Here is a 23,093-nt window from a genome sequence, read left to right on the forward strand (position 1 = left end):
ATTTCTGCTGGTGGATATAAATTTTATAAATTTCCGCGACGCTCTTGTTCTCTTTCAATTGATTCAAATAACGCTTTAAAGTTTCCTTCTCCAAATCCACGAGACCCTTTACGCTGAATGATTTCAATAAATAAAGTTGGACGATCTACAATTGGTTTCGTAAAAATTTGTAGTAAATAGCCTTCATCATCGCGATCTACTAAAATCTTTAATTCTTTTAACTTATCAATTTCTTCATCAATTTTTCCAACTCGTGCAGTTAATTCATCATAATAAGTATCTGGTGTATCTAAAAACTCCACACCATTTGCACGAAGCGCTTCTACTGTTTTAACAATGTCATTTGTTAGTAAAGCAAGATGCTGTACACCTGCTCCATTGTAGAATTCTAGATATTCTTGAATTTGTGATTTTCGCTTTCCATCTGCTGGTTCGTTAATAGGGAACTTAATACGACTTCCATTTGTCATAACCTTCGACATTAATGCTGAATACTCTGTACTGATATCATCATCATCAAAATGGATCATTTGTTTAAAGCCCATAACGTTCTCGTAATAACTAACCCACTCTTCCATCTTTTCAACATTACCAACTACATGGTCTACAGCAATTAAACCTGACTCTTCAAATGGAATATCAAACTCAGCCTTTTGGAATCCTGGCATAAATGTTCCTTTATAATTTTTACGCTCTACAAGCGTATGAATTGTATCACCATACGTACCAATAACTGCTTTTTTCAATGTACCGTTCTCATCTGTTAACTCTACAGGCGGAGCAATTGCGACGGCACCACGTTTCACTGCTTCTGAGTATGCTTTATCAACATCGTCAACAAGTAATGCCACATCTTTCACGCCATCACCATGAGTCTTTACAAACTCTGCAATACGATTGTCACTACTTAAAGCCCCAGACACAACGAAACGCATATTTTTTTGCACAAGAACATAAGATACTTTTTCACGATTACCAGTTTCTAATCCAGAGTAAGCCACAATTTTGAATCCGAATGCTCTCGCAAGATAATAACTTGATTGCTTTGCATTTCCTACGTAAAATTCCAAATGATCTACATCACGTACTGGAAAAAAGTCCTCCATTTGTGCAGCTAGCGTATCCATAGATTTTTGTTTCATAAAATCCTCATCCCCCTGTAAATAGATTAAATGGTTCATACTTAAAACCAACCGAAAACGCTTCCAACATCAATTAATAGAAATTAGTTAGCAAGCTAACAAATTCTGACCTTTAAAATTTTCTATCTTTTCTGTCAAATTCCTCTTTTTTTCTTACATATAAAATTCGACTTTTTTCTCTTTAAAATAAAGGGGGCTATTCATACTTGAAGGGATATAGAAGAAAAAATAAAAAAGACCCCAACATATTAATTACTTACTAATATGCTAGAGTCTTTATTTTTTTTGAATGATTGTATTTATATGTCTCATACTAATACTTTTGCAAGCAATAGAATAAATGATGTTAATACTACCGCTCCACCTAATGATCCTAATAAATCTGTTTTTGTTACTTGTAACACTTGTTCACTGTTCATATTCCTCATTCTCCTTTCGTTTTATAGGATTTAAAACCTCTATTACACTAATACACTTGATAGAAATACGATTAATGCTGTTAATACTACCGCTCCACTTGCTGATCCTACGAAGTCACCTTTTGTTACTTGTAATACTTGCTCCTTCATGTTTTTCATTCTCCCTTCATTTGTTTTTTGTTACAAAATTTCTATTATACTAATACGCTTGATAGAAATACGATTAATGCTGTTAATACTACTGCTCCACTTGCCGATCCTACGAAGTCACCTTTTGTTACTTGTAATACTTGCTCTTTCATATTTTTCATTCTCCCTTCATTTGTTTTTTATTACAAAACTTCTATTATACTAATACGCTTGATAGAAATACGATTAATGCTGTTAATACTACTGCTCCACTTGCTGATCCTACGAAGTCACCTTTTGTTACTTGTAATACTTGCTCTTTCATATCTTTCATTCTCCCTTCTCTTCTTTTGTTACAAAGTTTTTATTATACTAATACGCTTGATAGAAATACGATTAATGCTGTTAATACTACCGCTCCACTTGCTGATCCTACGAAGTCACCTTTTGTTACTTGTAATACTTGCTCTTTCATATTATGTATCCTCCTTTTAATAAGTTATCTATATGTAATTTCTAAGAAATGTTTATTTCATAGTTTTTATGTTGACGTTACATTAAATTTAATAACGTAACGTTTGTAACATTAATGTAACATAACTATTATTACGTTGCAATATAATTACGTAAATTTTATTACACTTTTTTTACGTTTTTTTATAAACACCCTTAAAAACCTTGTTTTAATGCATTTTTTACTACCTTCACGTTTGTAACATTCATGTAATATTACCGTCATATAGCGAAACATCCCCATATCCACCTCTACTTTTGTTACAAATTAACATAAATCTTTCATGAATAAAGTGGAATCTATCAAATTCTTACTGATAGTTCATGCGGGATAAAATACAATCTTTCCAAGATAAGTTTATATGTTTCCTCCATATAACTATGTATAATAAAAACAAAGAGGTGGTCATTTTGAAATTAATCGCATTAGATATGGATGGAACACTACTATCATCTAGTCTTGAAATCTCCAAAGAGAACTTACAAGCTATCCAAACTGCAAAAGAGGCTGGTCATATAGTCATGATTTGTTCTGGTCGTGCAAAAGAGGATGCTTTGAAATTATTGGAAGAATATAAACTATCTCTTCCAGTTGGAGCGAGCAATGGGGCAATTGTTTATGTGGATGGAAAAGTAATTAACTCGCGTTGTTTACAAAACGATAAAGTATACAAGCTTGCAAAATTACTAGAATCTGAAGGTTTTCCTTATAAGCTATATACGAATAAAGGAGTTTATTCTCCATATACATGGCAAGATCAAGTCATGCAAGCGTTCGAAGAGAACAAGCATGCACTAGATGTTACACTTGAGGAACTTGAAAGAATTACAGAGAAACAAAAGAAATCAAACTTAATTACTGATTTCCAAAAGATTGAAGATGTTGTAAATAATCCAAAATTAGAAATATCTAAATTCTTCATTTTGACGTTTAATGCAGGGCATCGCGCACAGCTATTAAGTATGTTACAAGAAGACACTGATATTATGGTTACAGCATCTGCTCCTACTAATTTAGAAATTATGGATAAGAATGGACATAAAGGAAATGGACTGAAACAAATGGCAGCCCATTTTAATATACCAATTGAAGATACAGTTGCTATCGGTGACAATTTTAACGATGTACCCATGTTACAAGTAGCTGGTTTATCAGTGGCAATGGGAAATGCTGAAGAAGATGTAAAAAAACTATGTGATGTTGTAACATTAACAAACAATGAACATGGTGTTGCTCATGCAATCGAGCAATTTGTATTGAAACAAGCTTCATCTAGTAAATAAAAAAAGGACTCTTTCTATTTGAAAGAGTCCTTTTCTTTTATACATGATGACAAGCAACAAAATGCTCCTCACCAACATTACGAAATTCAGGTACCGTTTGTTTACAAATATCTGTTGCAAACGGACAACGTGTATGAAAGCGGCAACCTGAAGGTGGATTCGCTGGGCTTGGAATATCACCCTCTAATATAATTCGCTCTCGTTTCACTGTTGGATCTGGTATTGGCACAGCGGATAACAATGCTTTTGTATACGGATGAAGTGGATTTGTAAATAACTCATCACGTGGCGCTGTTTCCACAATCGTTCCTAAATACATAATTCCAATCTTCGTACATAAATGCTCTACTACGCTTAAATCATGTGAAATGAATAAATAAGATAGTCCCTTTTTCTCCTGTAACTCGCTAAATAAATTAATGATTTGTGCTTGAATAGATACATCTAGTGCTGCCACAGGTTCGTCAGCTACAATAAATTCTGGATTTAATACCATAGCTCTTGCGATAACGATACGTTGGCGTTGTCCACCAGAAAACTCATGAGGGTACCGGTCAATATGATATGGGGCTAAGCCACATAACTCTAATACTTCTTTCACTTTTTCACGAACATTTTCTTTCGTCGCTAATCCGTGAGCTAACATCGGCTCGCCAAGCGCTTCCCCAATTCTCATTCTCGGATTTAACGAGCTAAATGGATCTTGGAAGACAAGTTGCATATTAGGACGATGTTTTCTCAATTCTTCCTTAGATAAAGAGTGAACATCTTGCCCTTTAAACTTCACTTCCCCTTCCGTTTTTTGGACGAGACGTAAAATTGTTTTTCCTATCGTCGTTTTTCCGCTTCCCGATTCACCAACGAGGCCGAATACTTCACCTTTATTAATAGTAAAACTTACTCCATCAACTGCTTTTACATGTCCAACCGTTCTACTAAATATGCCGCCTTTAATTGGAAAATATGTTTTTAAGTTCTTTACTTCTAATAATGGTTCACTCATTGTTCCGCACGCTCCTCATATAACCAGCAAGCAACTTTATGATTCTCATCATGTACATTCAAACTTGGCGCTTCTTCTTTACATATTTCCATACAATGCTCACAACGGCCGCTAAAGTAGCAAAACTCATCCAAACCAACTAAATTAGGAACTTGCCCTGGAATAGAATATAGTTTATCTATTCGTTTACCCATCACTGGTTTTGATTTCAACAAACCTTTCGTATACGGGTGCTTCGGATTTTGGAATATTTCTAGTACTGGGGCTTCTTCAATAACTTTCCCGCCATACATAACGACAACATAATCAGCCATTTCCGCTACGACACCTAAGTCATGTGTAATTAATAAAATCGACGTTTTAAATTCTTCTTTCACTTGTCTTAGTAGATCTAATATTTGAGCTTGAATCGTAACATCAAGAGCCGTTGTCGGTTCATCTGCAATTAATAACTTAGGATTACAACTAAGTGCAACAGCAATCATAATACGTTGTAACATACCACCACTTAGTTCGTGTGGATAAGAATGAACGATTTCATCCGCACGAGCTATGCCGACTTTACGAATTAACTCAATCGCCTTCTTATATGCTTCATTTTTACTAAGCAGTTCATGCTCCCTTAACGTCTCTACAATTTGTTCCCCTACAGTAAAGACTGGATTTAGCGATGTCATCGGTTCTTGGAAAATCATCGCAATATCATTCCCTCGTAAACTACGAAGCTCTTTCTCTTTCATTCCTAAAAGACTTTTTCCTTCATATAAAATGTCTCCGCCTACTACACTACCTGATTCAGCAATAAGTCCCATAATGGATAAAGCTGTTACACTTTTCCCGCAACCTGATTCACCTACAACACAAACAGTTTCACCTTCTCGAACAGAAAAACTAACATGATTCACAGCTTTTACTGTCCCTTCTTCTGTCTGAAAGTGTGTTTGTAAATCTTTCAGCTCTACTACCGCTTTACTCATATTCCCTCACCTACCGTCTCATCTTTGGATCTAACGCATCACGAAGTGCATCACCAAGTAAATTAATGGATACAACTGTTATAAAGATTGCAAAACCAGGCGGAATCCATAACCACGGACGCTTTTGAAAATCAATTAATGAGTTCGCTGCGCTAATCATATTCCCCCATGAAGGTGTAGGTGGGACAACGCCGAGACCTAGGTAGCTTAGTGCGGACTCTCCTAAAATAGAACCTGCAACGCCTAATGTGGATACAACAATTAATATCGGTAAAACATTAGGAATTAAGTGATAGATAATTTTCCGGTAATCTTTTATCCCTAACACATCAGCAGCTTGCATAAACGCTTGCTCTCTGAGTGATAAAATTTGACCTCTTACAAGGCGTGCAAGCCCTGGCCAACCTACTAAACTTAAAATAATCATAATGACATACAAACGATAATCAGACGGTACTTTCCACTCTGATAAAATCGCACCCATTATAATAAGTAGCGGTAATCCTGGCATCGACATTAAAATATCGGCAAGACGCATAATAATATTATCAACGATGCCACGATAAAAACCTGCAATAGCCCCTAATACAGCCCCTAGTATCACTGATAAAACCATTGAAGCTAGGCCAATCGTTAATGAAATTCGTCCCGCTTGCATAAGTCTCGTTAAAATATCTCTCCCTAATTGATCTGTACCAAGCCAATGAGAAAAACTAGGTGGTTTATTAATTAACGCAACTTGTATTTTCCCTGATGCATATGGTGAAAAGAACGGACCGATAAAACAAAATATAAACATAAAAATTAATGCATACAATCCTACGAGCGCCATCTTATTTCTTTTTATCTTTTTAAGAGCTTGTCGCCATGGCGATGATTCATTTTTTCTTCTATTTTTTTCTTTCTTCTCTTTAATTACTGTAACAGTTTCCATCTCATTCCCCCCTTACTTCAACCGAATTCGCGGATCAACAACTGCATATACGATATCTGCGAAAAAGTTTGAAACGATTGTTAAACAAGAAAGAAACATCGTAAATGCCATCAATACTGTATAATCACGGAAATTTAGTGCTTCCAATTGAATACCGCCAATCCCTGGCCAGTTAAAAATTTGTTCAATAATAATCGCTCCAGAAAACAATCCAGGTAACTCAAACGCAAGCAATGTAATAGCCGGTAAAATGGCGTTTTTTAATGCATGTTTATAAATAACAGTCTTCTCTTTTAACCCTTTTGCTCGTGCCGTTCGTATGTAATCTTGTCTTACAACCTCTAACATACTCGTTCTAAAGTAGCGAGTTAATGAGCCCACACCAAGAAGAGTCAAAATAAATACCGGTAAAACCATATGCTTTGCAACTTCTATCACATAAGCGAATCCAGTTGAATTACTACCAACATCAATCATTCCACCTATTGGCAATAAATTAAGATCTACTGCGAACACCTTAATTAGAAACAGACCTATAAAAAATGAAGGAAATGACATTGCTGCAAAGATACCAATTGTTACAAGCTTATCGAATAAAGAATGTTGCTTCGTCGCTGAAAATACACCGATAATAAGTGCGATTAGCCAAATAAAAAACAATGCAACAATTGCTACAATAAAAGAGTTCCAAATAAATTTATTTAATAGTGATGTTACAGGTTCTTGATATTGAAGCGAAAAACCAAAGTCTCCTTGTAACGCATTACCTAGCCAGTGAAAATAGCGTTCAACAATTGGCTTATTTAATCCGTACAATTCCCGAAGCTCTTCCGCCCTTTGCGGTGTAATCTTAGGATTCGAATCAATATAATCCCCTGGAAGAAGTGCAAACAGGAAGAAAATAACAACTGACGTTCCCAAAAGTGTAGGAATCATTTGTAACAACCTACGAACGATATACGTTTTCACCCTTTTTCTCTCCAATCTTATGCTTAAAATAGAAGAACATTTTTTCGAATCAGCATATTACTAGCCGAATGAAAAAATGTCTTCTACTTATACATTCTTCTCGTTATTTCTCAATAGATAATACTGGTGAGTTCGAACTAATACTGTCATACTTCTCAGGATCAATCCCTTTAATGTTTCCATTGTAAGCTGTGATGACTCTGCGATAATTCAATAAAATTACTGGCGGATCATCGCTTAGTTCTTTGTACAGTTCTTTGTAAATTGGTTTACGTTTCTCAATATCTACAGTTTCAATTCCTTTTTTAATTAATGCATCTACTTTTTCATTTTTATAACCTAAGGTATTATCATCACCTTCTGAGGAGTAACCACTTACAGTTTCACTTGGATCTGTTGTAATTGGTGTTGCAACTGAAGCTAAATCATAATCGCCTTTTTTCACTTTTGACAGCATCGTATTGAAATCCATAAATTCAGGATTGAACTCAACACCTAATTCTTTATAGTTCTCTTTTGCTATCGGAATAAACAAATCACCGTCTTTTGCTGAACTTGCACCATAATACGTTAATTTAAGCTTTTGACCATCTTTTTCACGAATTCCGTCTGAACCAGCTTTCCATCCAGCTTCATCTAATAATTTCTTCGCCTTATCTAAGTTATATTCGTACTTATTAATCCCCTCTTCTGTATAAGCCCAAGATGTTGGATGAATTGGAACATTAGCTACTGTACCGTATCCTTTGAAAGCTGTATCTACATATTTTTTACGATCCAAACCATAAATAAGAGCTTGACGAACTTTCTTATCTTTTAAATACGGTTTTTTACTATTCATTCTTATATAACTAAATGAAGAAGCCGTCTCTATTTCAACATTTGCAAACTGCAAACTCTTCACTTGTTCTAAAATTTCATCCCCGTAACCTACTCCTGTATAATCTATCTCACCTGTTTGGAATAATTGGAATTTTGTATCTGGTGAAGTAATCTTATAAATAAAGTTTTGAATTTTTGGTTTACCTGCATAATAATTTTCATTTGCTGTAAAACGAACTTCCTGTCCTGGGATATATTTTTCAAACTTATATGGTCCCGCAGCTATCGGTTTCCCATATAACTCTTTTAAATAATCTAAACTAGTATTTTGCTTATATTCTTTTCCATAATAAGCTTTTGATAATACTGGACCACCTAAAGCAATTAGCGCTTGTGAGTTAACTTTTTCAGTCGTAACTTTAATTGTTTGTGGATCAACAACTTGAATTCCTTCAATAGACGTGGCTTTTCCTTCTTTATATTCCTTACCACCTTTAATTGCATATTGTGAAATATCATCGCCACCTTCATAAGCTTTATCATGTAGAAGTGATAATGTAAATGCTACATCGTCAGCAGTTAATGGCGACCCATCACTAAATTTCAAGTCTTTGCGTAAATGAAATGTATATGTTAATTGGTCTGAAGAGACATCCCATTTCTCGGCAAGATCTGGTATAGGTTTCCCTTGTTTATCTGTTGTAACAAGAGAGGCGAAAATAACCGATGTCACATTGCCATCCCAACCGTTCTCTTGAAAGTAAGGTAGGAAAACTCCCCCCGGCTTTGAGATACCAGAAATAAACGTATCTTTTCTATTTTTCGCCTTATCAGGTACTTTCGTCTTATCTGTAGCCGCAATTTTTTCAACTTTTATATTTTTTAAATCCTGCTGTTTAACCGGTTCTGTAGAAGCCGTATCTTCCTGTCCCCCACAAGCAGATAACACAAGCGAACTACTCAGTAATACCGAAAATACACCAGCCCATTTTTTTGTCTTTTTCTTCATTGTCCCCACCCTAACTTTTTAATAGTGATACCCTTTGAACTTATTACTTTATGTATGCCTCCCACAGCAACATTTATAGCCAATCGGAAAAGTCGGTTTTAATCGTAAAAAAATAGATGTTTTTGAGGGGTAACAATCCTATTCCGACCTTTCCGGTAGACTTTATGGTTATTAGCTTATATCTTACGTTATATTTTGTCAATTCTTTCTAAATAAATATTTTTAAAATTTTTCAAAAATTATTATTCTATCTTTAATTTAGGTAAACTTAACAAGATACCGTTATAGTTATCTTCTTGCAATCCTTGAATGCGCGCATGATGTGCAGACACAACCTTGCTATTATTTAAGAAGATTACAGGCGGATCTTCACTTAACTCCTGGTACAACTTTTTATAAATTTCTTTTCGTTTTTCAATATCTAATGTTTCTAGTGCCTGCTTCGCTAATTCATCTACTTTCGGATTATGGTATCCATCATAGTTTCGTTTACTTGTTGAAACAAACTCTTCAATCGTTCCACTCGGATCATCAATCATTGGCGTAGATACCATCGCTAAATCATAATCACCTTTTATCACTTTTGAAATCATCGTATTAAAGTCCATATATTCTGGATTAAACTCTACACCAAGCTTTTTATAATCCTCTTTCATCACCGGGATCATTACATCATTTATTTTACTTGCAGAAGAAGCAAAATAACTTACCTTCAATTTTTGGCCATCTTTTTCGCGAATTCCATCTGAACCAGCTTTCCATCCAGCCTCATCCAATAATTTCTTTGCTTTCTCTAAGTTATACTCATATTTATTAATCCCTTCTTCTGTATACGCCCAAGAAACTGGCGTAATCGGTACATTAACGAGTGAAGCATAACCTTGGAAATACGTATCAATAACTTTTTGACGCTCTAATCCGTAAATAAATGCTTGGCGGACACGCTTATCTTTAAAGTATGGTTTCTTATAATTCATTTTAATGTAACCATAAGAGCTTCCTGTATATACATTAATATTGGCAAAACCTAAATCCTTTAACTGTTCAATCGTCTCCGTGTTTGTCGTAAAACCATCAGAATCTACTTCCCCGGCTTGAAATTGTTGTAGCTTTGTATCACCTTTTGAAATTTTATAAATAAAGTGCTCAATCTTCGGTTTTCCTTCAAAATAATTTTCATTAGCTACAAATCGAACCTCTTGACCAGGAATATATTTATCTAACTTATAAGCTCCTGCTCCCATCGGTTTTCCATACAACTCTTTTAAATACTCCAGGTGCCCTTGTTTATACTCTTTCCCGTAATAAGCTTTAGATATAACTTCTCCACCGATTAATGATAGTGTTTGAGCATTTACCTTTTCAGTCGTAATCGTAATTGTTTTCGGATCAATGAATTGAATTCCCTCAATAGAGGTTGCCTTTCCTTCTTTATACGCTTGCCCACCCTTTATTGCTGTTTGACTTATATCAGTCGCTTCACTATAAGTTGGATCGTGTAATAGCGTTAATGTAAATGCTACGTCATCTGCAGTTAGTGGTGATCCATCACTAAACTTTAAACCATCTTTCAAATAGAACGTGTATGTAAGCTGATCCTCCGAAATATCCCACTTCTTCGCTAAAATTGGAATTGGTTTTCCTTCCTTATCGAGTCCAACAAGAGGTGCAAAGATAGCTTGCGTTATATTACCATCCCATCCATTCTCCATAAAGTGCGGAAGGAATATCCCTCCAGGACTCGGCATTCCAACTACAAAAGTATCTTTTCTTTCTTTTGCTTTTACGGGACTTTTTGCTTTGTCGCTTGCCTGAATAAATTCATCTTTTACTTTCGGGACGTTCCTGGCCTCGTTTGTACTCGCTTCCTCTTGACCACATCCGGCTAGTAATACTGATACACTCAAAAATGTAGCAATTGCTCCTTTAAAAACATTTTTCATTGCACTATCACCTTTACCTTCCTAATTTTTAACGATGTAGGAACATAGGACTCCTTTCTACAACTATATGAATTATTCCTATAAAAATAGTATGAATTGATTTCAAGATTATTCCTTTCCTTTAAATATGTCAATCGTTCTCTTTTATTTCTTATTAAAAAATTAAAAATTCACTTCTATTCGTTCCGTATGAAACATAGAATACTAATAACCAATTACCAAAAAGGGGGCGAAAACATGGACAACCTATTCCAATACGTCCTTCACTACGTATTATTAACAATTATGATAGTTGGGGCGCTATTACTATTCCCGTTCTTCCCAAAGTTCGTCCTCTTTTTAGCTTTTTTTATTATGCTCGGGATCGCTATTATCATTTCAACAAAGGAAGATACCAAACAAAAAGAAAACAGAGTTCAGCGTGTAAAGCTGTAACTCTGTTTTTTTCAGTCGTAACGTATTCTTGTTAAACTAATTATGAAAAAGACTCCTGCAAATAAAATGAGTATACCAATATATCCTCCTATATCTGCCAATGTACCTCCCCTTACAATTAACTCCGTAAAGCCACGCATCGCCCAAGTTTGCGGAACAAAATTTGCTGCCGTCTGCATCCATGCTGGTTCAATTTCAATTGGCCAATACAGGCCACCAATCATGCATGTTGAAATCACAACGATATTACCTAATGCAGACTGTTGTTCTGTTGTTTTCACGATACTTGCTAATAATAAGGCTAGGCCAATGACAGCTAATAATAATACGGAAACGAGTATCATAACCCCTAACAAATTTCCCCACTGCACATTAAATAAGGAATGCGTTAATATCATTAGAACACCAAATTGAATCCATCCTATTAAGAAGAATGAAAGGATATATCCCGTTAGTATTTGAACTTTTGAAACTGGCGCTTCTAATAAACGAGACCAAACACCAAGTTGTCTAGCTTTCAAAATAGTCCCCGTCGCACTTAACATAACAATCATAACGAATAGAATTGAAAAGCCTGCCGCTCGCCCTGTAACGTTATTTAACTTTTGATCATCATGTGAAATTGACTCTTTTTGAATCGAAGCAGGTTCTACTTTTGTATAAATTTCTTTATACATAGGTTCCCACGAAGCGTTACTTTTCTTCTCAAAATCTCTCGCTGCACTAACTTCTATCTCCATTTTTTTTAATGCACTTGCCAATACTTGCTCTACAGAAGTTCCACCAGTAAAATCAGCACTAGCTTGAAACTGAATATTTTCTACCCTTCCATCTAACATATTCTTTTGAAAGTCTTTCGGAATAAGAACTATGCCGGATGATTTTTTGTTTTCAATCTTCTGTTTGCCTTCCTTATACGTTACCTTCTCTATAGAAATTAAGTCACTTTTCTTTATGTCCTCGTAATACTTGTTAGATAATACAGAATCATCTTCATCTACTAAGCTAACATTTACTTTCTTATTCCCACTTCCACCTAAAAGTCCGCTGAAAATGAGTGTAAAAATAATAGGCATTCCAAACATAAGTATATAACTTTGTGGTTTTATTAAAATTTGTTTTAACTCTAGCCAACAAAGTGCCCAAACCTTCTTCATCATTTCTCCCTCCTATCTCGTACGTAAACGTAATGTCCCTATCATAACGGAGACAATTCCTGCACCACATAAACTAAAAATAACAGGGAGTAACACATCCCAAGATGTTCCCGACATAATATTTAAAAAGCTTGTAAGTGCCCATTTATTCGGAGCAACATTCGCAATGGTTTGAAGTGTATCAGGGAATACGTAAATTGGTAACATCGATCCTCCTAATATAGCGAGTATTTGAATACCGATTCCTCCCATTACATCTGCCGTTTTTTCCTCACGAATAAAAGCGGCAATTAACATAGATAAACCCGAAACACAAATTGCATAAGACATTCCCACCGCTACTATTTGAGATAAGTCTCCGCCCCATTCCACATGAAACATAAAGTGTGTAGCAACTATAAATATCCCAAATTGTATACAAGCAAATAATAATGTACCTAAAAACTTCCCGAATAAAATTGAAAATGAACTCGTCGGTGTACTGAACAAACGCGCCAACGTCTCAGTTCGTTGCTCTGTTACAACTGACTTTGCACCTACTGTTATGTTATATAGTAAAAACATGACTAACATCGCTGCGGCATAATATTGCATCGCTGCAACTGTTTTTTTACCTATCGTTCCTTTTTCAATGTTATCTGCACCCGAAGTTGCTACTGTTTGTAAATCTCCACTTACTTCTTTTGCAACTTGTTCCACATTACTATGCTGAGAATTTGCTAATTCCGTCACAACACTTTTAGTAGATACCGCAACTGTTTGAACACGCTCTGAAAAAGAGCGGACCATTGATTCAGCGATTTTCGCTTGTATATCTTTTGATGGGTCTATAAACACCTTTGGTTCTTTTAATTTTCCATCTTGTACTTGTTCGCTCCATTTATTCGGGATGACGATTCCCACATCGATTTTCTTTTCCTTTAACATATCTTCAAGCTCTTCCTGAGAATTAACTATCTTTACTTTCACATCATCTTTTAATTCTTTAGATTGCAATACGTCTTTTTGAAAGACATCTGCAAACTCATCATTTCCTACTTGATAATAGCCAATCACTGTTTTGGGTAGTCCACCATTATCAAATATATTACTTAACGCTGAACCTAAAATCGCTGTTAATAAAAGCGGCATAATTAACATCATCATAAATCCGCGCCGATCAATTAAACGTATTTTTAAATCTTTCCATGCAATAATAAAACTTTTCATCTCGCACTAACCTCCTTAATCACGAAGTGAACGTCCTGTTAATTGTAAAAAGAGTGCCTCTAAATTCGGTTCTTGCACTTCAAGCTTTAAAATTTGAGCGTTGTTCTCCACAACTACTGACACAACTGTACCAATGGACTCGCCACCATTTAGCCCAATATCAATCGTACTATTATCTTCATCAAAAATAATTCGTTCAACAACAGAGAGTGCTTTCAACTTTTGTAGCAGTTCCGTACTATAACGATTTAATTGCAATCTCACTATAAACCCATCCGCCAGGCGATTACATAGTTCCCTTTTCGTTCCTAATGCAATTACCTTTCCATGATCAACAATTGCAATTCTTTCACATAAATACTCTACTTCTTCCATGTAATGACTCGTATAAATAACTGTCATCCCTTTTTCATTTAACTTTTTAACAGTCTCTAAAATATGGTTTCTCGATTGCGGATCAATCCCAACTGTCGGTTCATCCATAATTAACAACTCTGGCTCATGCATAAGTGCTGCACCAATATTAATACGCCTTTTCATTCCACCTGAAAATGTTTCAATTTTATCTTTTTCACGGTCCTGTAAACCGACGTAAGCTAATACTTCCTCCGCTCGCTCTTTTGCAACTTTTCCATTTAAACCATACATTTTTCCCCAAAAAACCAAATTTTCCTTCGCTGAAAGTGTTGGATAGAGCGCAATGTCTTGTGGAACAATACCAATTTTCTTTTTCGCCTCTAATGGATATTCTTTTACTGATTTCCCACCAACTTTTATATCACCACTGTCGTATGAAATTAACCCGCAAATCATTGATATCGTCGTTGATTTTCCCGCACCATTTGGACCAAGCAATCCAAATGTTTCCCCTTTCTTCACCTCAAAAGAAACATTCTTTATGATTTCCTTCTTACCAAATGATTTCGTAATATGATCTATGACTAACATACTGATTCAGCCCCTTTGCATTCATCTACACTTTCATTGTAGAAAAATTCCTTCTTCTCTCCATCATCCTTGAGATAGAAATACAAAATAAAAAAGCAGCAAATTCTGCTGCTTTTTCACACTTATATATGCCAAAAGTCATGTGTACATCGTGATGCCATACCTTACTGCGTATATGGCTGCTTGCGTTCGATCTCTCAGTTCTAACTTACTAATTAAATTAGAAACATGATTCTTAACAGTTCCCTCTGTAATAAATAACTTTTCCGCAATCTCTTTATTATTTAACCCAAGTCCAATTTCCCTTAAAACATCTACTTCTCGCTCAGTTAATTGCGCTAATTGTTCTGGTGTGGTGCACTCTACTGCTACTTTTGTCTTTTTTAATTCTTTTATGATTTGCGCTGTTATATCCTGAGGAAGCACAGCCCCTCCACTATGCACCGTTAAAATTGCTTGAGCGATTGCATCTGTCTCCATGTCCTTCAATAAATAACCACTTGCTCCTTGCTCCAATGCTTCAAAGATAAGCTCACTATCACTAAAAGTCGTCAACATAAGTACCTTTATATGAGGGAACTGTTCTCTAACTAAACGTGTTCCTTCAACACCATTCATACGGGGCATCCGAATATCCATCAAAATAATTTCAGGATGTAACTCTTTCACCTTTTGTATCACTTCGTCTCCATCTGTAGCAGTTCCCACTACTTCAAGTTCCTGACGTAAATTTAATAACATCGCTAAACCATCACGAATGAGTGATTGATCATCAACAATCATAATCCGAATCATACAGTTCCCCCTATTAACCACGTTTTCTCCTGAAGTGGAAATTCAATCTGTAACCGAAAGCCTTTTTCTATCTCACTCTCAAATTGAATAGTTCCACCATGTTCCTCTACTCGTTCTCTCATATTAAGTAAACCAAAACCTGGGCTTACCTCGTTAACTCCCACGCCATTATCCAAAATACATAGTTTAACTTTTTTCGCCGAACAAGTTAAACTCACTTCACATAAACTCGCCTTGCCGTGCCGCTTTGCATTTGTTAAAGACTCTTGCATAACCCGGAGCAGTGTAGGCTGTAGTGACAGCGGAATCACAACCGGATCTCCTTGTAATTGAAACGATACTTGTACTTTCGTCGCTTTAGAATATCCATGTAACATTTCACGCATATTCTCTATTATGTTCCCTAGTTTACCTTCTTCTTTTAAGGCATGTACAGACGCTCTCACCTCTTGAAGTGATTTCCTGGCTAGCCCATGACATGTATGTAAAACCTCTTCCGTAGCGTCCGACTTTTGTTTCCACAAAGCCTCTGCCAGTTGTAATTGGACAAGTAAAGCTGTCATATTATGACCGACAGTATCATGAATTTCTCGGGCAATATCATTTCGCTCTCGAACGGCTGTCAATTCTTCTACCTCTTTGGCATATAGACGTAATTGTTCATGCGCTTCTTTTAGAGCTGTATGAGACAATGTCAATTCCTCATATTGCTCATCTACCATTTTCCGAGCAGCTGTAAGTTTTTTTATTAAACTTCCAGCTAAAGCACTAAAAACGATGAACATAAAATTAATGGCATTACTCTCCAATTCTAAACTACCTGTATGTTGATACGCATGTAATATATTTATAAACCAACAAAGAAAGAAAAAGGTAATAAAAAAGTACATCATACTTCTACGAAATTCATGAATAAATAGCCCTACTGCATCAATTCCAAATATAATTAAATATAAACATGTCTCGGGAAATAAAAAACCTAATAAAGCTGTGACTATCCCATTTGCTAATAGTGTATAAAAAACAAGTTTTTTACCTCCATTCACTTTTACTAGCAAAATATGATTCACAATATAAATAAAAAGTGCTGTACCCACAAAAAATTGCAAATGTGCTGTTTCACGTGAAACATGATTTGCATAAACAAAACAAATCATGACGATTGTAACAATTCGCGCGTATCCTAACATAAAATTCTCCTCACATTTTAATAACCTAAAGTGCATCTCTTCATTATAATAACAAGAAAATTATACCAATTACTTCTCTTTCCTTACACAAAAAAAAGCAAGCCCCCCTCAAAACATGAGAAAACAACTTGCTCTTTCATTCTAATCTCTTTACTCCATGATATTCTCTAACTCATTATATAACTCCGCTCGTAACAACTCTTTCTTCGTTTTTTCTTCATACAATTGTTCAAGCATTTCAACATCAACTACTTGTTCCATCTTACACTCAAGCGTATATATATCTTCTTCAACATGCATTAACTCGATTTCAATCTCCTCAATATTCCTAACTTCTTTCTTTTTTACAGGGGCTGTTTCAATATTTTTTCTTCCTTGTCGTTGCTGCTTTATCACTTGCGTCTCGAGCTTTTCCTCCCACTTTTGACGCGCCCATGCATAGTTCCCTGCAAACTCAAATAATTTACGCTCATCAATCCAATACGTCTTTTCAAATAACTTATTTAAAAAATAACGATCATGTGAAACAGCTAAAATCGTTCCATTATATTGTTCAAGAGCTTCCTCTAAAACTTCTCTTGATTCAATGTCGAGATGATTTGTCGGCTCATCTAAAATTAAAAAATTGATATCTTGATACATAAGTTGTGCAAGTCTTAATCTCATTTTTTCTCCACCGCTCAGTTGCGTTACTTTCTTAAACACCGCTGGACCATAAAATAAAAACTTAGCTAATATATGTCTCGCTTCCCCCTCTGTTACAGCTACACATTCCCTGAAAGCCTCCAATACGTTACTCTTCATATTTCCGTACGCATGCTGGGATAAATAACCGATTTTCACACTACTTCCAATTCGAATTTCTCCAGCGTCTGGTTCTATTTCTTCTAATAATAACTTTAATAGCGTTGTCTTTCCTGTACCATTACGACCAACAATAGCTGCACGCTCTTGAAAACGAACATGTAAGTTTGCTTCGTTAAATAAAAGATGTTCCGCAAACCCTTTACTCACTTCTTTCATTACAACAACATCTTTTCCACTTCTCTCTTGCCCTTCAAACTGAAGTCCCATTTGTTTTCGTTCTAAAATAGGTTTCTTTAGTTTTTCCATACGTTCCAGTGCACGTTCCATACTTCTCGCTCTCTTATGCAATCCTTCATTCGGAGGATTCGCCTGATTTGCCCATTCACGTAGTCGCTTAATTGCTTCTTTCATTTTCTTTATTTTCTTTTGCTGTTCTTGATAAGCCTGAAACTCCTGAAGCAACCTTTCTTCCTTCTCTTCACCAAACCGAGAATAGCTTGTATGATACACGTTAATCTCTCCATCTTCTAAATCAAAGATCTTCGTTACAACTTCATCAAGGAAATAGCGATCATGTGAAATAACCATAACTGTTCCGTTGTATTCTTTTAAAAATTGCTCTAACCATTCGACTGCAAATAAATCTAAATGATTGGTTGGTTCATCTAATAAAAGTAAATCTGGTTTCTGCAACAGCATGTATGCAAGGCTTACTTTTGTTTGCTCCCCACCACTTATCTCCACAAATGATCGTGGGAATAGTTCTGTCACCTGTAAACCATTTGCTACCTTCATAATGTTCGCTTCGATTTCATAACCACCAAGAAACGCAAACTTTTCTTGGATGATTCCGTATCTTTCCATTAATTTTTGTAAAACAGAAGATTCCTGTTCTTCCGCCATATCTTTTTCTAAAGTACGCATTTCTCTTTCTAATTCCTTTTCTATTTTAAAAGCGGAACTCAATACTTCATATACAGTCATACTCTCATCAAATTTCGGAATTTGTGCCACATGACCAATACGTGTACCTTTCTTCATATGAATGGCCCCTGCATCCAAACTTTCCATTCCAGTTAAAAGCTGAAAGATTGTTGTCTTCCCGCTACCGTTACGACCAACTAATCCAACACGTTCACCATTCTTTATTTCAAGCGATATATTTTCAAATATGATGTTTCCACCAAAAGATTTCGTTACATTATTTACACTACAAATTGTCATTTTCCGTACTCCTTTCAATATAAAAAACCATGGGAAAGAAACATTCCCCATGGTTTTCGGCATAGAAAAAGGAAGCTAAATAGCTCCCTTTTCACACGTTTATTAAAAATGGGTGAAGAGATTTCTATCGTTCTATAGCTACTATGCAATTGTTAAAAAAGGACAGACGTATCCCGTTAACAACTACATCATGAAAAATCGCACGACAAAAATAGATAAAATCTAAAAATTTGGCACGTGCAGCTAAAGAACGTTTCATCTCATTCACCTCTTTCGTACGGAATTTAATACTTACTTCTTTATTATACTTTCCCATTTCATGTTTGAATAGTCATTTTTCTGAAAATAATGAAGATAGACTAAACATTTCAATAAGTGACATCAAATCTTACAAAACTGTTATGTTCACGTAATGGAAAGCGATAGTACGAAAAGATGCCTCCCTATACAATAAAGATGTAAACAAGAGAGACAACAAAAGGAGGAAACAATCATGATGAAAGAAATCGTAAAAGCAATCTTTGAGGTATTAGTGAACGGACAAGCAGTTGTAAAAGAACTAAATGAACTATAAAAAGGAGTGAAAGAATATGATGAACATGGTAAAAATGATTTTACACGCTCTAGTTGATGCAAAAGCAGTTAGCCAAGAATTAAACCAACAATAAAAAAGGGGGAAACGAATATGAAGAAAGCCATTATTGTCATCGCAAGTACAGCAATTGCCTTATACACAATAAAAAATAGAAAAAAGAAGCATAATAAAAACGATTTATATTATCCATACACATTATTAAAGAAAAAATAAAAGACAAGGTACCCTATCTTAATGAGGATATCTTGTCTTTTATTTTTTATATTCCCTTTAAAGGATTTTCTTCTCCTTTTCCCGAATGTATTAAGCGGGATTTTTACACATATTTTAAAGGGGCATATATACAAATGGATACACAACAACTATACTTTTTAAACGATATCGGCAAACAAAAACCAGAAAGCATCCGGAATAGAAGCGCTGCATGTCCTTTTTGTGACAGAGAAAATTTAACGGATATTTTAGCAACTGAAGGCTCAATTATTTGGCTAAAAAACAAATTTCCTACATTAAAAGATACATTTCAAACGGTGCTAATCGAAACAGATAATTGTGAAGATCATATTGCGACATATACAGAAGAACATATGCGATCGTTAATCCGTTTCTCCATTAAACATTGGTTAGATTTACAGAAGAATGAAGAATTCACATCTGTAATTTTATACAAAAATCATGGTCCATTCTCAGGTGGAAGTTTGCATCATGCACACATGCAGATTATTGGAATGAAATATGTAAACTACCTCGATAACGTAGAACACGACAACTTCCAAGGCGTAATTGTTCAAAAGAACGAACACATTGAACTCAATATCTCAGATCGTCCTATTATCGGTTTTACTGAATTTAATATCATTATTGAAGATATTGGATGCATAGATGAACTAGCAACTTATATTCAGCAAACTGTACGTTACATACTGACAGATTTCCATAAAGGATGTAGTAGTTATAACTTATTCTTCTATTACTTAAACGGAAAAATCATTTGTAAAGTTGTTCCTAGGTTTGTCGTTTCACCATTGTATGTAGGATATAAAATACCGCAAGTTTCCACCAAACTAGAAGACGTGAAAATACAACTAGCAGCATATTTCACAAAACAAAACGACGCGATTATCCACAAAAAATAGAGTAGGTATCAAAAACCTACTCTTTAATTACACCTTTATTTCGATAGTACACATCTTCTAATCCGATGTTATACTTCATATTATTATCCGTCCACTCTGGCCCTAAATTCCCTGGCCACCCAGATGTATTTGCTATATATTTTAGTAATGCAAAATCCGTCAAACCTTTTTGCACCCCGCGCTTATATCCTTTCATTAAATGCGGCATTGCAATTTGCGCGTTTGTACGTGGATCTTTTAGCTCATCATCCGTTAAATGATCCGGCGCAAGTCCACCACCGCGATGCAATTGAAACAATCCGAATGAAGTTCCGTTATCTCCAACACTTCTTGGATTTAAACGGCTTTCATGTTCGGCAATTGTAAGAGGTATCCATTCTGGAAGATTGACTTTCTTTGCTTCCTCTATAATAATTTGTTTCATCTGTTTTGCTTCTTCTGAGTCAACATAGCTTGTCTCATTTACTAATTTGCCCATTCCTTCAGACTTTCCTTGGAAATATAAGTACACCCCAAGAACAACTAAAAATCCTACAAAGAATTTCTTCACTACCTCTACCTCTTTCTCCGCTGAAATTTGTCCCCTTTCAGCCTTCTTCCCTTTACAATTACCCACATTCTATCATTCTCTTACTCTTTTATCATAGCAAATAACTATACATATTATCATCATGCTTTAGACCGATTTTGTGAAAAAACAGCTGGTAAATACGTGCAAAAATGTAACTTTCATAGACTACAACGTATTTCTTGTATATAATTGTAAATTGAACTCTACATATAGAATAGGAGCAGACCAAATGAAAAAGTGCATAATACTCTTGTTCAGTATTTTACTTCTTATACCTATCCACATCTCTGCACAAACGTCATCAAAACCAAAAGTACTTGTTTTATATAGTACAAAAGAAGATAAAATTACAAATAATATTCAAATTCTTAACACTCAATTAGGACATTTTACAAACGATATAACTACGAAAAGTTTAAACAAAGCTCATGAAATTACTAATTCATCTTCTTATACACATATTGTCTATATCGGTGAACAAAAAGAAGAGGTTCCTACTGAAGCAAAACAACTTATAGAAAATTTCTCAGGCCCAGTATTAGTTTTAGGACAAAATGTTGAACAATTATCTAATCGTTTTTCATTCATTACCCTAAAGGATAATGATATACGAACTAATAAAATCGAATATCCAAGTAATAAATTAAAAAACACTCTAGAAGAAGAACGTTTGATTCAATCTTTTGATACAAACGGAACTGTTCTTGCTAACGCTTTAAGCTCAAATAACAAGAACCCACTAATCGTTCAACATGAAACATCTTACTACGTTGCAACACCAAATCTCTTTGACTGGATCTCTCATTACGTCGGTGAAATGCTATTTTCTTACTTTGGACAAAAACCAACGACAAATAAAGTAGAAGCTTATTTACGTCTTGAAGACGTTCATCCAGCCGCAGATATAAATCAATTAAAAGAAATTGCTGAATTACTAAAAGAGAAAAAGATGCCATACATGATCACTGTTATACCTGTATATACGGATCCAGAAACAGGTAAAACACTACATTTAAAAGATAAACCCGAACTAGTCGATCTTTTACGCTCTATGCAAGATGATGGTGCAGCAATTATTATGCATGGTTATACCCACCAATTTTATGATAGTGAAACTGGTGAAGGTTTTGAATTTTGGGACGTAAAAACAGACCAACCAATTCGTCAACCAAAGCATGAAAAACCAAAAACAAAAGATGATTTCCCTAATATAGAGGCATATAATACATACGTAAAAAAAGGGGAAGAATTTGAAGAAAAATATACGACTGATCATATTGAAAAAGGCATTCAAGAACTTGTAGATGCCAAATTATATCCTGTCGCATTTGAAGCACCTCATTACACGATGTCTCAAAAAGGATATGAAATATTATCAAGGTACTTTTCAACTTATGTAGGACAACTACAGCTAAGTGATACAACTTGGAAATCCATGCACTCACCATTTTATACAAGTACCCCCTCCTTTTTACATGGCATGAAATTAATGCCTGAAACAGTTGGATTTATTGAAGAAGATAAGCCACATGCTATCGCTAAAATGAAAGAACGTGCTATATCTGTTGCAAAACTATCTGACGGCATTATCGGTGCATTCTATCATCCTTACTTAGGTGCGAAACCATTAAAAGAAGTACTAAAAGATCTAGAAAGTATCCCAAATATAGAATGGATTGATTTGCAAAAAGAAACAAATGAAGTGAAAATGAAAGATATTCATATTACTACTAATAAAGATGGCATTCACGTTGAAAAACCAACAAGCACTAGTGACGTAATGGATTATATAAAACAATATGGATTCTTCCTTATACTTGGTCTCTTCGTCCTTGTCTTCCTCTTATTATTAAGACGTGCGAAAAAATTAGAGTCCTAATAC

General features: G+C 35.1%; 25 protein-coding genes. 5 read left to right on the top strand and 20 right to left on the bottom strand.

Annotation, left to right across the window (positions count from 1 at the left end; genetic code table 11):
- Positions 1-23: 23 nt before the first annotated feature.
- The 6 genes from hppD to QCI73_RS26405 form a co-directional block, all read right to left on the bottom strand.
- Positions 24-1,142 carry a 4-hydroxyphenylpyruvate dioxygenase gene (hppD, locus tag QCI73_RS26380; protein WP_000810913.1) on the bottom strand — a complete coding sequence of 373 codons (1,119 nt, stop codon included), beginning with the start codon at positions 1,140-1,142 and terminating at the stop codon, positions 24-26.
- Between the two features lie 308 nt (positions 1,143-1,450).
- A complete protein-coding gene (locus QCI73_RS26385) occupies positions 1,451-1,570 on the bottom strand; it encodes a DUF3948 family protein (protein WP_353824042.1) in 120 nt (39 codons plus the stop codon).
- 33 nt (positions 1,571-1,603) lie between these two features.
- Positions 1,604-1,720, bottom strand: coding sequence for a DUF3948 family protein (locus tag QCI73_RS26390; RefSeq protein WP_001984868.1), 117 nt, complete (start codon positions 1,718-1,720; stop codon positions 1,604-1,606).
- Positions 1,721-1,755: 35 nt separating this feature from the next.
- Complete coding sequence (locus QCI73_RS26395) at positions 1,756-1,863, bottom strand: DUF3948 family protein (RefSeq protein ID WP_000664237.1); 108 nt, start codon at positions 1,861-1,863, stop codon at positions 1,756-1,758.
- A gap of 44 nt (positions 1,864-1,907) precedes the next feature.
- The gene (locus tag QCI73_RS26400) at positions 1,908-2,024 is read right to left on the bottom strand and encodes a DUF3948 family protein (protein ID WP_000654250.1); all 117 of its coding nucleotides are present in this window, start codon (positions 2,022-2,024) and stop codon (positions 1,908-1,910) included.
- Between the two features lie 33 nt (positions 2,025-2,057).
- On the bottom strand, positions 2,058-2,165 hold the full coding sequence (locus tag QCI73_RS26405) for a DUF3948 family protein (RefSeq protein ID WP_000664237.1): 108 nt from the start codon (positions 2,163-2,165) through the stop codon (positions 2,058-2,060).
- 449 nt (positions 2,166-2,614) lie between these two features.
- Here QCI73_RS26405 and QCI73_RS26410 point away from each other — a divergent pair, with 449 nt between their 5' ends.
- On the top strand, positions 2,615-3,487 hold the full coding sequence (locus QCI73_RS26410; RefSeq protein WP_262725871.1) for a Cof-type HAD-IIB family hydrolase: 873 nt from the start codon (positions 2,615-2,617) through the stop codon (positions 3,485-3,487).
- Positions 3,488-3,524: 37 nt separating this feature from the next.
- Here QCI73_RS26410 and QCI73_RS26415 read toward each other — a convergent pair whose 3' ends face one another.
- From QCI73_RS26415 to QCI73_RS26440, 6 genes are all read right to left on the bottom strand, one after another.
- A complete protein-coding gene (locus QCI73_RS26415; protein ID WP_062822149.1) occupies positions 3,525-4,490 on the bottom strand; it encodes an ABC transporter ATP-binding protein in 966 nt (321 codons plus the stop codon).
- Entirely contained in the window at positions 4,487-5,467 is a 981-nt protein-coding gene (locus tag QCI73_RS26420; RefSeq protein WP_262725872.1) for an ABC transporter ATP-binding protein, read from the bottom strand. The genes QCI73_RS26415 and QCI73_RS26420 overlap by 4 nt, the downstream gene beginning before the upstream one ends.
- Before the next feature lie 10 nt (positions 5,468-5,477).
- Entirely contained in the window at positions 5,478-6,401 is a 924-nt protein-coding gene (gene opp4C / locus QCI73_RS26425) for an oligopeptide ABC transporter permease (protein ID WP_048553619.1), read from the bottom strand.
- A gap of 12 nt (positions 6,402-6,413) precedes the next feature.
- Positions 6,414-7,370, bottom strand: coding sequence for an ABC transporter permease (locus QCI73_RS26430; RefSeq protein ID WP_000860750.1), 957 nt, complete (start codon positions 7,368-7,370; stop codon positions 6,414-6,416).
- A 103-nt stretch (positions 7,371-7,473) separates the two neighbouring features.
- The gene (locus QCI73_RS26435; RefSeq protein ID WP_000730684.1) at positions 7,474-9,201 is read right to left on the bottom strand and encodes an ABC transporter substrate-binding protein; all 1,728 of its coding nucleotides are present in this window, start codon (positions 9,199-9,201) and stop codon (positions 7,474-7,476) included.
- Between the two features lie 242 nt (positions 9,202-9,443).
- Positions 9,444-11,144, bottom strand: coding sequence for an ABC transporter substrate-binding protein (locus QCI73_RS26440; protein ID WP_353824043.1), 1,701 nt, complete (start codon positions 11,142-11,144; stop codon positions 9,444-9,446).
- A gap of 237 nt (positions 11,145-11,381) precedes the next feature.
- Here QCI73_RS26440 and QCI73_RS26445 point away from each other — a divergent pair, with 237 nt between their 5' ends.
- Positions 11,382-11,579 carry a hypothetical protein gene (locus QCI73_RS26445; protein WP_262725874.1) on the top strand — a complete coding sequence of 66 codons (198 nt, stop codon included), beginning with the start codon at positions 11,382-11,384 and terminating at the stop codon, positions 11,577-11,579.
- A gap of 11 nt (positions 11,580-11,590) precedes the next feature.
- Here QCI73_RS26445 and QCI73_RS26450 read toward each other — a convergent pair whose 3' ends face one another.
- The 7 genes from QCI73_RS26450 to QCI73_RS26480 all read right to left on the bottom strand — a co-directional run bounded on the left by QCI73_RS26450 (position 11,591) and on the right by QCI73_RS26480 (position 19,168).
- Positions 11,591-12,736 (bottom strand): ABC transporter permease, encoded by a 1,146-nt coding sequence (locus tag QCI73_RS26450; RefSeq protein WP_353824044.1) that lies wholly within the window; start codon positions 12,734-12,736, stop codon positions 11,591-11,593.
- A gap of 12 nt (positions 12,737-12,748) precedes the next feature.
- Positions 12,749-13,945 (bottom strand): ABC transporter permease, encoded by a 1,197-nt coding sequence (locus tag QCI73_RS26455; RefSeq protein ID WP_000834534.1) that lies wholly within the window; start codon positions 13,943-13,945, stop codon positions 12,749-12,751.
- 15 nt (positions 13,946-13,960) lie between these two features.
- A complete protein-coding gene (locus QCI73_RS26460; RefSeq protein WP_000960161.1) occupies positions 13,961-14,893 on the bottom strand; it encodes an ABC transporter ATP-binding protein in 933 nt (310 codons plus the stop codon).
- A 138-nt stretch (positions 14,894-15,031) separates the two neighbouring features.
- Positions 15,032-15,688: a response regulator gene (locus QCI73_RS26465; RefSeq protein WP_000619343.1), complete on the bottom strand. Its 657-nt coding sequence runs from the start codon at positions 15,686-15,688 to the stop codon at positions 15,032-15,034.
- Entirely contained in the window at positions 15,685-16,878 is a 1,194-nt protein-coding gene (locus QCI73_RS26470) for a sensor histidine kinase (protein WP_048553625.1), read from the bottom strand. The genes QCI73_RS26465 and QCI73_RS26470 overlap by 4 nt, the downstream gene beginning before the upstream one ends.
- A 150-nt stretch (positions 16,879-17,028) precedes the next feature.
- Entirely contained in the window at positions 17,029-18,909 is a 1,881-nt protein-coding gene (gene abc-f, locus QCI73_RS26475; RefSeq protein ID WP_353824045.1) for a ribosomal protection-like ABC-F family protein, read from the bottom strand.
- 124 nt (positions 18,910-19,033) lie between these two features.
- The gene (locus QCI73_RS26480; RefSeq protein WP_000830642.1) at positions 19,034-19,168 is read right to left on the bottom strand and encodes an RAxF-45 family protein; all 135 of its coding nucleotides are present in this window, start codon (positions 19,166-19,168) and stop codon (positions 19,034-19,036) included.
- A gap of 426 nt (positions 19,169-19,594) precedes the next feature.
- Between QCI73_RS26480 and QCI73_RS26485 the strand changes: the two genes are divergently transcribed.
- Complete coding sequence (locus tag QCI73_RS26485; protein WP_000709145.1) at positions 19,595-19,717, top strand: hypothetical protein; 123 nt, start codon at positions 19,595-19,597, stop codon at positions 19,715-19,717.
- 134 nt (positions 19,718-19,851) lie between these two features.
- Positions 19,852-20,640, top strand: a complete 789-nt coding sequence (locus tag QCI73_RS26490; RefSeq protein ID WP_241747714.1) for a DUF4931 domain-containing protein — start codon at positions 19,852-19,854, stop codon at positions 20,638-20,640.
- 16 nt (positions 20,641-20,656) lie between these two features.
- Here QCI73_RS26490 and QCI73_RS26495 read toward each other — a convergent pair whose 3' ends face one another.
- Positions 20,657-21,190, bottom strand: a complete 534-nt coding sequence (locus QCI73_RS26495; RefSeq protein WP_000713259.1) for a transglycosylase SLT domain-containing protein — start codon at positions 21,188-21,190, stop codon at positions 20,657-20,659.
- A gap of 250 nt (positions 21,191-21,440) precedes the next feature.
- On the opposite strand from QCI73_RS26495, the gene QCI73_RS26500 reads away from it, so the two are divergent.
- Complete coding sequence (locus QCI73_RS26500; RefSeq protein ID WP_353824046.1) at positions 21,441-23,090, top strand: DUF2334 domain-containing protein; 1,650 nt, start codon at positions 21,441-21,443, stop codon at positions 23,088-23,090.
- Positions 23,091-23,093: the final 3 nt, after the last annotated feature.

This window comes from Bacillus cereus group sp. MG16 (genome assembly GCF_040459875.1).
Taxonomy (GTDB): domain Bacteria; phylum Bacillota; class Bacilli; order Bacillales; family Bacillaceae_G; genus Bacillus_A; species Bacillus_A paranthracis.